This window comes from Streptomyces sp. URMC 123, from assembly GCF_051386515.1.
Taxonomy (GTDB): Bacteria; Actinomycetota; Actinomycetes; order Streptomycetales; family Streptomycetaceae; genus Streptomyces.
The window spans coordinates 1-10,796 of the sequence record NZ_JBPQTV010000219.1; the positions used below are offsets into that span (position 1 = coordinate 1).

11 protein-coding genes are annotated in these 10,796 nt (G+C 73.1%); all 11 read left to right on the forward strand.

Translation table 11 applies throughout. The features are described 5' to 3' along the window. Window positions 1-85: 85 nt before the first annotated feature. The 11 genes from ACSNOD_RS22125 (at window position 86) to ACSNOD_RS22175 (ending at window position 10,427) form a co-directional block, all read left to right on the forward strand. Window positions 86-628, forward strand: coding sequence for a hypothetical protein (locus ACSNOD_RS22125; protein ID WP_436768753.1), 543 nt, complete (start codon window positions 86-88; stop codon window positions 626-628). 255 nt (window positions 629-883) lie between these two features. Then, complete coding sequence (pdxS, locus tag ACSNOD_RS22130; protein WP_436768754.1) at window positions 884-1,801, forward strand: pyridoxal 5'-phosphate synthase lyase subunit PdxS; 918 nt, start codon at window positions 884-886, stop codon at window positions 1,799-1,801. Between the two features lie 154 nt (window positions 1,802-1,955). Then, the gene (pdxT, locus tag ACSNOD_RS22135) at window positions 1,956-2,609 is read left to right on the forward strand and encodes a pyridoxal 5'-phosphate synthase glutaminase subunit PdxT (RefSeq protein ID WP_436768755.1); all 654 of its coding nucleotides are present in this window, start codon (window positions 1,956-1,958) and stop codon (window positions 2,607-2,609) included. Window positions 2,610-2,655: 46 nt separating this feature from the next. Continuing rightward, complete coding sequence (locus ACSNOD_RS22140; RefSeq protein ID WP_436768756.1) at window positions 2,656-3,408, forward strand: YebC/PmpR family DNA-binding transcriptional regulator; 753 nt, start codon at window positions 2,656-2,658, stop codon at window positions 3,406-3,408. Between the two features lie 172 nt (window positions 3,409-3,580). Continuing rightward, a complete protein-coding gene (gene ruvC, locus ACSNOD_RS22145; RefSeq protein ID WP_436768763.1) occupies window positions 3,581-4,183 on the forward strand; it encodes a crossover junction endodeoxyribonuclease RuvC in 603 nt (200 codons plus the stop codon). Beyond that, complete coding sequence (ruvA, locus tag ACSNOD_RS22150) at window positions 4,180-4,803, forward strand: Holliday junction branch migration protein RuvA (RefSeq protein WP_436768757.1); 624 nt, start codon at window positions 4,180-4,182, stop codon at window positions 4,801-4,803. The genes ruvC and ruvA overlap by 4 nt, the downstream gene beginning before the upstream one ends. 151 nt (window positions 4,804-4,954) lie before the next feature. After that, entirely contained in the window at window positions 4,955-6,019 is a 1,065-nt protein-coding gene (ruvB, locus tag ACSNOD_RS22155) for a Holliday junction branch migration DNA helicase RuvB (RefSeq protein WP_436768758.1), read from the forward strand. A gap of 165 nt (window positions 6,020-6,184) precedes the next feature. Beyond that, the gene (gene yajC, locus ACSNOD_RS22160) at window positions 6,185-6,727 is read left to right on the forward strand and encodes a preprotein translocase subunit YajC (protein WP_436768759.1); all 543 of its coding nucleotides are present in this window, start codon (window positions 6,185-6,187) and stop codon (window positions 6,725-6,727) included. A gap of 178 nt (window positions 6,728-6,905) precedes the next feature. Next, on the forward strand, window positions 6,906-8,732 hold the full coding sequence (secD, locus tag ACSNOD_RS22165) for a protein translocase subunit SecD (protein ID WP_436768760.1): 1,827 nt from the start codon (window positions 6,906-6,908) through the stop codon (window positions 8,730-8,732). 1 nt (window position 8,733) lies between these two features. Then, on the forward strand, window positions 8,734-9,873 hold the full coding sequence (gene secF, locus ACSNOD_RS22170) for a protein translocase subunit SecF (RefSeq protein ID WP_436768761.1): 1,140 nt from the start codon (window positions 8,734-8,736) through the stop codon (window positions 9,871-9,873). Further along, window positions 9,870-10,427, forward strand: a complete 558-nt coding sequence (locus ACSNOD_RS22175) for an adenine phosphoribosyltransferase (RefSeq protein WP_436768762.1) — start codon at window positions 9,870-9,872, stop codon at window positions 10,425-10,427. The genes secF and ACSNOD_RS22175 overlap by 4 nt, the downstream gene beginning before the upstream one ends. Window positions 10,428-10,796 lie beyond the last annotated feature (369 nt).

Here is a 10,796-nt window from a genome sequence, read left to right on the forward strand (position 1 = left end):
GGCGGGGAGGCCGTCGGCGAGGGGGCGTGGGCCCCGGATACCGCCCCGCGCCGGAGGCGGGGGGCGGGCGGTACTGTGACCCGCCGTGAGCACCTTCATCTGGATCGCGGTCGCGCTGCTCCTCATCGGGGTCTATCTGAGCTGGACCGCGGGGCGGCTGGACCGGCTCCACACCCGTATCGACGCGGCCCGGGCCGCGCTCGACGCCCAGTTGCTGCGGCGGGCCTCGGTCACCCTGGAGCTGGCCACCTCCGGCGTGCTGGACCCGGCCGCCTCGATCGTGCTCTATCAGGCCGCGCACGCGGCCCGGCAGGCGGAGGAGGAGCAGCGGGAGGTCGCCGAGAGCGAGCTCAGCCAGGCGCTGCGGGCGGTGTTCGGGGAGCCCGCGCAGGTGGAGGCCGTGCTGCAGGCGCCGGGCGGCGAGGAGACGGCGGGCGAACTGGCCGCGGCCGTACGCCGGGTGCCGATGGCCCGGCGGTTCCACAACGACGCCGTACGGGCGGCCCGGGCGCTGCGCCGCCACCGTACGGTGCGCTGGTTCCGGCTGGCGGGGCACGCCCCGTTCCCGCTCGCCGTCGAGATGGACGACGAGCCGCCGGCGGCCCTCGTGGAGCGCGCGGGCCGCTGAGGCGACCACGACCACGACTCCGTGGAACCGGCGCGCGGGGGCGGGCCACCGCGCGCCCCCGCGCGCCCCGCCCGCCGCCCACGGTCGCGGTCCACTCGGGTCAAATTGGCCCTTGTCGCCGCACCCGCACGCCCGGTTTTGTCAGTGATGGCGTACCAATCCCACGCACCTGGACCGGATGGCCGGTCCTGGTCGCATATCGAACGGGCCTACGATGGGCTCGTCGCACGTTTCGTCATCGAGTGAGGTCAAACCGTGTCCACCACGCCCCCCAGCACGTCCGCAACCGCTTCCGAGACCGGCACGGCGCGCGTCAAGCGCGGCATGGCCGAGCAGCTCAAGGGCGGCGTGATCATGGATGTCGTCACCCCGGAGCAGGCGAAGATCGCCGAGGACGCCGGTGCGGTGGCCGTCATGGCGCTCGAGCGGGTCCCGGCCGACATCCGCAAGGACGGCGGCGTGGCCCGGATGTCGGACCCCGACATGATCGAGGGCATCATCAACGCCGTCTCCATCCCGGTGATGGCCAAGTCCCGCATCGGCCACTTCGTCGAGGCCCAGGTCCTCCAGGCGCTCGGCGTGGACTACATCGACGAGTCCGAGGTCCTCACCCCGGCCGACGAGGTCAACCACAGCGACAAGTGGGCCTTCACCACCCCCTTCGTCTGCGGTGCCACCAATCTGGGCGAGGCCCTGCGCCGCATCGCCGAGGGCGCCGCCATGATCCGCTCCAAGGGCGAGGCCGGCACCGGCAACGTCGTCGAGGCCGTGCGCCACATGCGCCAGATCCGCGCCGACATCCGCCGCCTGACCACCCTGGACGAGACGGAGCTGTTCGTCGCCGCGAAGAACCTGCAGGCGCCGTACGAGCTGGTCAAGGAGGTCGCGACGCTCGGCAAGCTGCCGGTCGTGCTGTTCTCCGCCGGTGGCGTCGCCACCCCGGCCGACGCCGCGCTGATGATGCAGCTCGGCGCCGAGGGCGTCTTCGTCGGCTCCGGCATCTTCAAGTCCGGCGACCCGGCCCAGCGCGCCGCCGCCATCGTGAAGGCCACCACCTTCTACGACGACCCCAAGGTGATCGCGGACGTCTCCCGTGGCCTGGGCGAGGCCATGGTCGGCATCAACTGCGACACCCTCCCCGAGACCGAGCGCTACGCCAACCGCGGCTGGTAGTCGCCGCGCGGCAGCGGACACCGCCGGGAGCGCCGGCGCCCGCCCGCTCACGACCCCGACGGGCGGCCCGCCGATCTCCGGTGGGCCGCCCCGGCCGTTGGTGACCCGTATCCGTCCGCGGTCCGCCCGCCCCAGTGATCCGAGAGGCAACCCCGTGTCCAGCAGCACCCCCGTCATCGGCGTCCTCGCCCTCCAGGGCGACGTCCGCGAGCACCTCGTCGCCCTCGCCGAGGCCGACGCCCTGGCCCGCCCCGTGCGGCGGCCGGAGGAACTCGCCGAGGTCGACGGCCTCGTGATACCCGGCGGCGAGTCCACGACCATGTCCAAGCTCGCGGTCATCTTCGGCATGCTGGAGCCGCTGCGCGAGCGGGTCCGGGCCGGCATGCCGGTCTACGGCACCTGCGCCGGTATGATCATGCTCGCGGAGAAGATCCTGGACGGCCGCGAGGACCAGGAGACCGTCGGCGGCATCGACATGATCGTGCGCCGCAACGCCTTCGGGCGGCAGAACGAGTCCTTCGAGGCGGCGGTCGACATCGCCGGCGTCGGCGGCGGCCCGGTCGAGGGCGTGTTCATCCGCGCCCCCTGGGTGGAGTCCGTGGGCGCCCGGGCCGAGGTGCTCGCCACGCACGGAGGCCATATGGTCGCCGTACGGCAGGGCAACGCGCTCGCCACGTCCTTCCACCCGGAGCTCACCGGCGACCACCGGGTGCACCGGTACTTCGTCGACATGGTGCGGGCGGCGGACGAGCGGCGCGCGCCGGCCGGCGCCACCGGTCAGGGCGGGGCGCCGGGCGAGGCCCGGTAGGATCTCCCAAGTTCGTTTTCGTCGGGTCACTGAATGGAGCCAGGCTGTGTCCGGCCACTCTAAGTGGGCAACCACCAAGCACAAGAAGGCCGTGATCGATGCCAAGCGCGGCAAGCTCTTCGCCAAGCTGATCAAGAACATCGAGGTCGCGGCACGCACCGGGGGTGCCGACCCCGACGGCAACCCCACCCTCTACGACGCCATCCAGAAGGCGAAGAAGAGCTCCGTTCCCAACAAGAACATCGACAGCGCGGTCAAGCGCGGCGCGGGTCTCGAGGCGGGCGGCGCCGACTACGAGACGATCATGTACGAGGGCTACGGCCCCAACGGTGTCGCGGTGCTCATCGAGTGCCTCACCGACAACCGCAACCGCGCCGCCTCGGACGTGCGGGTCGCGATGACCCGCAACGGCGGTTCGATGGCCGACCCCGGCTCCGTCTCGTACCTCTTCAACCGCAAGGGCGTCGTCATCGTCCCCAAGGGCGAGCTCACCGAGGACGACGTGCTGGGCGCGGTGCTGGACGCGGGCGCCGAGGAGGTCAACGACCTCGGGGAGACCTTCGAGGTCATCAGCGAGGCCACGGACCTGGTCGCGGTGCGCACCGCGCTCCAGGAGGCCGGCATCGACTACGACTCGGCCGAGGCCAACTTCGTCCCCACCATGCAGGTGGAGCTGGACGAGGAGGGCGCGCGCAAGATCTTCAAGCTGATCGACGCGCTGGAGGACAGCGACGACGTGCAGAACGTCTTCGCCAACTTCGACGTCTCCGACGACGTGATGGCGAAGGTCGACGCGTAACAGGCGGTGCCGCGCGGCGCGTCGACACGGCAGCGCCACGGCAGCGCCACGGCCGTGACACCGACGGGCCGACGGGACACACCCGTCGGCCCGTCGGTCGTGTGCGGCGTTGTCGGTGGCGCCCGCTAACCTCCAGGAACAGGTGACCGAAGGACCGAGCGGAGGGGGCGCGATGCGCGTGCTGGGGGTGGACCCGGGGCTGACCCGGTGCGGCATCGGCGTGGTCGAGGGCGTGCCGGGCCGCCCCCTGACGATGCGGGGGGTCGGCGTCATCCGTACGCCCGCCGACGCCGAGACGGCCGACCGCCTGGTCCTCGTCGAGCAGGGCATGGAGCGCTGGCTGGACGAGCACCGGCCCGAATACGTGGCGGTGGAGCGCGTGTTCAGCCAGCACAACGTGCGCACCGTGATGGGCACCGCGCAGGCCAGCGCGGTGGCGATGCTCTGCGCCGCCCGGCGCGGACTGCCGGTGGCCCTGCACACGCCCAGCGAGGTCAAGGCCGCCGTCACCGGCTCCGGCCGGGCCGACAAGGCGCAGGTCCAGGCGATGGTGACGCGGCTGCTGCGGCTGGCCGAGCCGCCCCGGCCGGCCGACGCCGCCGACGCCCTGGCGCTGGCCATCTGTCACATCTGGCGGGCGCCGGCTCTCAACCGGCTCCAGCGGGCGCACGCCGCGGCCCGTCGACCCCCCGCGAGCGCCGCCCGGCCGCTCGCCGGCGCGGCCCCCCGGGCCGTGCCCCGCACCCCGTCCCAGCCTGGAGAATCGGCCCAGTGATCGCCTTCGTCAGCGGCCCCGTCGCCGCGCTCGCCCCGGACACCGCCGTCGTCGAGGTCGGCGGCATCGGCATGGCCGTGCAGTGCACCCCGAACACCCTCTCCGGTCTGCGGGTCGGACAGCACGCCCGGCTCGCCACCTCCCTCGTCGTGCGGGAGGAGTCCCTCACGCTCTACGGCTTCGCCGACGACGACGAGCGCCAGGTCTTCGAACTCCTCCAGACCGCCAGCGGCGTCGGGCCCCGGCTCGCGCAGGCGATGCTCGCCGTGCACGCGCCGGACGCGCTGCGGACCGCCGTCGCCCAGGGCGACGAGAAGGCGCTCACGGCCGTGCCCGGCATCGGCAAGAAGGGCGCCCAGCGGCTGCTGCTGGAGCTCAAGGACCGGCTCGGCGCACCGGTCGGCACCGGCGGCGCCGCGCGCGTGGGCGCGCCCGTCACCGCCGGCTGGAGCGACCAGCTGCACGCCGCCCTCATCGGACTCGGCTATGCCACCCGCGAGGCCGACGAGGCGATCGCGGCCGTCACCCCGCAGGCGGAGGCGGCCCTGGCCGAGGGCGGCACCCCGCAGGTGGGCGCGCTGCTGCGGGCCGCCCTGCAGACGCTCAACCGCGCGCGATGAGGTGATGACGTGACGAGCCGACCGCGCGGGCGGGCGCGGCCGGGCCACCGGCGAGGACCGGACCACCGAGGGCCGGAGCGCCCCGTACGCCCCCACCGCCCGCAGAACACCGCACACGAAACGCGAGGCCGAAGCCGTGACCTGGGATGACATGGGACCGACGACCGAGGGGACCCCGGACGGCCGGCTCGTCGGCGCCCTCGCCGACGGCGACGACCAGGCCGTCGAGGCGGCCCTGCGCCCCAAGGACCTGGGCGAGTTCATCGGCCAGGAGCGGGTGCGCGAGCAGCTCGACCTCGTGCTGCGGGCGGCGCGCCAGCGCGGCGGCACCGCCGACCACGTCCTGCTCTCCGGCGCCCCCGGCCTGGGCAAGACCACCCTCTCCATGATCATCGCGGCCGAGATGGGCGCCCCCATCCGGATCACCTCCGGCCCCGCGATCCAGCACGCCGGCGACCTCGCCGCCATCCTCTCCTCGCTCACCGAGGGCGAGGTCCTCTTCCTGGACGAGATCCACCGCATGTCCCGGCCCGCCGAGGAGATGCTGTACATGGCGATGGAGGACTTCCGGGTCGACGTGATCGTCGGCAAGGGCCCCGGCGCCACCGCCATCCCCCTGGAGCTGCCGCCCTTCACCCTGGTCGGCGCCACCACCCGGGCCGGCCTGCTGCCGCCGCCCCTGCGCGACCGCTTCGGCTTCACCGGCCACATGGAGTTCTACGAGCCGGCCGAGCTGGAGCGCGTCATCCACCGCTCGGCCCGGCTGCTGGACGTGGAGGTCGAGCCCGAGGGCGCCGCGGAGATCGCCGGCCGCTCCCGGGGCACCCCCCGGATCGCCAACCGGCTGCTGCGCCGGGTGCGGGACTACGCCCAGGTCAAGGCGGACGGCGTGATCACCCGTGAGGTGGCCGCCACCGCCCTGGGGGTGTACGAGGTGGACGGCCGCGGTCTCGACCGGCTCGACCGCGCGGTGCTCGGCGCGCTGCTCAAGCTCTTCGGCGGCGGCCCGGTGGGGCTCTCCACGCTGGCGGTGGCCGTGGGGGAGGAGCGGGAGACGGTGGAGGAGGTGGCCGAGCCCTTCCTGGTCCGCGAGGGTCTGCTGGCCCGCACCCCGCGGGGCCGCGTCGCCACTCCCGCCGCCTGGGCCCACCTCGGTCTCACGCCCCCGGAACGGGCCGGAGGTGGCGCCGGGCAGCAGGGCCTGTTCGGAGTGTGACGGCGCGGGGGCTCGCCCGCTCAGGAACCCCGGTGCCATGCTGGGCGTTGTTCCATTGGCGCGGACTCGCTTAGACTCCGCCGATGCCGTCCGTCAAGGGCGGTATGCCCACCCCCGTAGACCAGGCCGCGTCCCCCCGCGGTCGTGCGAAGGAAACTCCGTCCCGTGAATATCGTGACTCTCCTCCCGTTCATCGTGCTCATCGGGGCCATGTTCCTGATGACCCGGTCGGCCAAGAACAAGCAGCGCCAGGCCGCCCAGATGCGCGACCAGATGCAGCCGGGCACCGGTGTCCGGACGATCGGCGGCATGTACGCCACGGTCAAGGAGGTCCACCACGACACCGTCCTCCTCGAGGTCGCCCCGGGCGTCCACGCCGTGTTCGCCAAGAACTCCGTCGGTGCCGTCCTCGAGGACGAGGAGTACCAGCGGATCGTCCACGGCGGTGGGGACGACGCCGAGGTCGCGGTGCCGGACGACGCGTCGTCGCTGACCGCCACCGACGAGACCCCGGCCGCCCCGATCGCCCCCGCCGACCCGGCCGCCACCGACAGCCCCCGGATCGACCTGGGCAAGCCGGAGGCGTCCGCCGACGAGAAGGCCGACGCGAAGGGCGCCGCCGGAACCGAGGCGAAGAAGGCGAAGGACGCTCCGGCCGACGCGGCCGAGGACGGCAAGAAGACCGACGGCGACACCGGCACGAAGTAGTCCCCACCGGCCCGCGGCCGCTTTCGGCGATATCTTCTCCAAGGAAATTTGATATTGCCGTGAGCGGTTCCGCGGTCCTCCCAGGACGGTCCGGGCTCCGGCGGGGCAGCGCCCCACTACACTTCGTGGCCGCCCGCGCACAGCCGGGGCGGGACGGTTGGACAGGAGAATCGAGAAGGTGGCAGCACCGAAGAAGGGCCGAAGGTCCGCCGGTGGCCAGGGTCGGCCGGGGCGCGTCCTGGCCCTGATCCTGATCGCGATGGTGGCCCTGACCGGGGGGATGTTCCTCTCCGGGCACACCACCCCGCGACTGGGCATCGACCTCGCGGGCGGTACGAGCATCACGCTCACGGCGAAGAACCAGCCGGGCAAGAAGGACGCGATCAACCCGACCAATATGAACACCGCGGTCGCGATCATCGACCGCCGGGTCAACGGTCTGGGCGTGTCCGAGGCCGAGGTGCAGACCCAGGGCGACCGGAACATCATCGTCAACATCCCCAAGGGGACCGACGAGGACCAGGCCCGCAAGCAGGTCGGCACCACCGCCCAGCTCTTCTTCCGGCCCGTGCTGGCCGTCACCGCGGGCGCCCCCGAGCCGGCGCCCTCCGCCGGTGCCACCAGCGGCGCGGACCAGGGCAAGCCCTCCGGCGCCCCCTCCGCGACCCCGTCGGGCTCCGCCTCGCCGGGCTCCACCGGCTCCTCCGCCAAGCCCTCCGGCTCCGCGTCGCCCTCCGCGACCACCCAGGGCCGCGCCGTCACCGACGCCCTGAAGGCCACCGCCACCCCCTCGGCCAACGCCTCCGGCACCCCGTCGGGCAGCCCCTCGGGCAAGCCCTCGACCGACCCCAAGGCGGCCGCGCAGCCCACCCCGCCGCCCCCGCCGGGTCAGCCGAACATCCCCGCCGACCTCCAGAAGAAGTTCACCGAGCTCGACTGCTCCCAGCCCGAGCAGCGCCTCAAGGCGGCCGAGGGCGTCAAGCCCGGTGACAGCACCGTCGCGTGCAGCCGGGACGGCGCGGAGAAGTACCTCCTGGGCCCCGCCGCCGTCGAGGGCACGGACGTCGACGACGCCAAGGCCGGCCTCGACACCCAGCGCGGCGCCGGCTGGATCGTCCAGCTCGACTTCAACGACAAGGGCTCCAAGAAGTTCGCCGACGTCACCGGCAAGCTCGCGGCCCAGCCCGACCCGCAGAACCGGTTCGCGATCGAGCTGGACGGCCAGGTCGTCTCCGCGCCCTCCGTCAACGGTCCGATCGTCGGCGGCAACGCCGAGATCTCCGGCGGCTTCCAGCAGCCGGAGGCCGAGGACCTGGCCAACATGCTCTCCTTCGGCGCCCTGCCGCTGAGCTTCGAGGAGTCCAGCGTCACCACCGTCTCCGCCGCGCTCGGCGGGGAGCAGCTCAAGGCGGGCCTGATCGCCGGCGCCATCGGCCTCGCCCTCGTGGTGATCTACCTGGTGGTCTACTACCGCGGCCTGGCCCTGGTGGCCCTGCTCTCCCTGCTGGCCTCGGCGATCCTCACCTACACGATCATGACCCTGCTCGGCCCGGCCATCGGCTTCGCGCTGAACCTGCCGGCCGTCTGCGGCGCCATCGTCGCGATCGGCATCACCGCCGACTCCTTCATCGTCTACTTCGAGCGCATAAGGGACGAGATCCGCGAGGGCCGCACCCTGCGCCCCGCGGTCGAGCGCGGCTGGCCCCGCGCCCGGCGCACCATCCTCGTCTCCGACTTCGTGTCCTTCCTCGCCGCGGCCGTGCTCTTCGTGGTCACCGTCGGCAAGGTCCAGGGCTTCGCCTTCACGCTCGGCCTGACCACCCTCCTCGACGTCGTCGTGGTCTTCTTCTTCACCAAGCCGCTGATGACGCTGCTGGCCCGGCGGAAGTTCTTCGCCGACGGCCACCCCTGGTCCGGTCTCGACCCCCAGCGGCTCGGCGCCCGCCCGCCGCTGCGCCGGGGCCGCCGCTCGACCGCCGTTCCCACCGACCCGAAGGAGGCGTGAGATGTCGCGACTCGGCAACATCGGCGCCCGGCTGTACCGCGGTGAGGTCGGTTACGACTTCGTCGGCAAGCGGATGATCTGGTACGGCATCTCTGTCCTGATCACGATCACGGCGATCGTCGGCCTCGGTGTCCGCGGCCTCAACATGGGCATCGAGTTCTCCGGCGGCGCGGTCTTCACCACCCCGAAGACCGCCGTCTCCGAGGCCAAGGCCCGCGAGCAGGCCGAGGAGGCCTCCGGCCACCCGGCCATCGTCCAGAAGCTCGGCAACGGCACGCTGCGCATCCAGATCAGCGACGTCGACACCGAGAAGTCCGACCAGATCCGCCAGGAGCTGGCCAAGGACTTCGGCATGCAGGCCAAGGACATCAACGCCGAGCTGGTCGGTCCCAGCTGGGGCGAGCAGATCGCCAACAAGGCCTGGCTGGGCCTGGGCATCTTCATGGCCCTGGTGGTGGTCTATCTCGCCATCGCCTTCGAGTGGCGCATGGCGGTGGCCGCCCTCATCGCCCTGATCCACGACCTCACCATCACCGTCGGCGTCTACGCCCTGGTGGGCTTCGAGGTCACCCCCGGCACCGTCATCGGTCTGCTGACGATCCTCGGCTACTCCCTCTACGACACCGTCGTCGTCTTCGACGGTCTGAAGGAGGCGTCGAAGGACATCACCAAGCAGACCCGCTGGACGTACAGCGAGATCGCCAACCGCAGCCTCAACAGCACCCTGGTGCGCTCCATCAACACCACCGTGGTGGCCCTGCTCCCGGTCGCCGGCCTGCTCTTCATCGGCGGCGGCTTCCTGGGCGCGGGCATGCTGAACGACATCTCGCTCTCGCTGTTCGTCGGCCTGGCCGCCGGCGCCTACTCCTCGATCTTCATCGCCACCCCGCTGGTGGCGGACCTCAAGGAGCGCGAGCCGCAGATGAAGGCGCTGGCCAAGCGGGTGCGGGCGAAGCGCGCCGCCGCGTCGGCCAAGGGCGAGAGCGAGGGCGGCACGGACGGGGCGCGGGGCGCCGACCCCGAGGACGCGCGGGACGAGGCGACCGCCGCGGGCGCCCTCGGCCGGCAGTCCGCCGGGCCCGCCACCGCGGAGCCGGGCCGGGCCCGCGGCCGCGGCCGGACCCCGGGCCAGCACCGATGAGCGCCGTGAGCGTGGACCCGGAGCTCCGCGATCTGCTGCTCGGGCGCATCCGGGACGTGCCCGACCACCCCAAGCCCGGGGTGACCTTCAAGGACATCACCCCGCTGCTGGCCGACCCGGTCGCCTTCCGGGCGCTCACCGGCGCCCTGGCCGAGCTGTGCCGGCGCAACGGCGCCACCAAGGTCGTCGGGCTGGAGGCCCGGGGCTTCATCCTGGCCGCGCCGGTCGCGGTGGAGGCCGGGCTGGGCTTCGTTCCCGTGCGCAAGGCCGGAAAGCTGCCGGGCGCGACGCTGTCCCAGGCGTACGAGCTGGAGTACGGGCACGCCGAGATCGAGATCCACGCCGAGGACCTGGCCCTCGGCGACCGGGTCATGGTCATCGACGACGTGCTCGCCACCGGGGGCACGGCCGAGGCCTCGCTGGAGCTCATCCGGCGGGCCGGGGCCCGGGTCGCCGGGGTCGCCGTCCTGATGGAGCTGGCCTTCCTCGACGGCCGCGCCCGCCTCGCGGGCGCCCTCGACGGCGCCCCGCTGGAGGCGCTGATCACCGTCTGACGACGCCGGGCGCCGCCGGGCGGACGGGACGGCGACGCCACGATCCAGGGCCGGGCGGGCCCCCGGGGAACACCGGGGGCCCGCCCGGCGCTATGTTCGATGCCCGCCGGGAACCGAGGGCCACCTCGGTCGAGTCGATACCATGGGCACCCCGGGCCTGATCGGGGGCCGGAATTCCCCTCCTCGCCCCTGCCGGCCGGAGGGGCCCACTCGAAGGAGTGCTCTTGCCAGACGAGGCCCAGCCGCTCAACGCCGCGCAATCCGAGAAGCCGGACGCCGAGGCCGCAGCGGCTCAGACGCCTGCCGGACGGCAGCCCGGCGCGGCGAGGCCCCAGGACCGGCAGGGCCCCCGGTGGCGAGCACGTCGTC

What these genes read in the sequence shown, in the direction of transcription:
- ruvC (WP_436768763.1), top strand. Translation starts at nt 3,581, where the DNA reads ATGCGCGTGCTGGGGGTGGACCCGGGGCTGACCCGGTGCGGCATCGGC.
- ruvB (WP_436768758.1), top strand. Translation starts at nt 4,955, where the DNA reads ATGGGACCGACGACCGAGGGGACCCCGGACGGCCGGCTCGTCGGCGCC.
- secF (WP_436768761.1), top strand. Translation starts at nt 8,734, where the DNA reads ATGTCGCGACTCGGCAACATCGGCGCCCGGCTGTACCGCGGTGAGGTC.
- ACSNOD_RS22175 (WP_436768762.1), top strand. Translation starts at nt 9,870, where the DNA reads ATGAGCGCCGTGAGCGTGGACCCGGAGCTCCGCGATCTGCTGCTCGGG.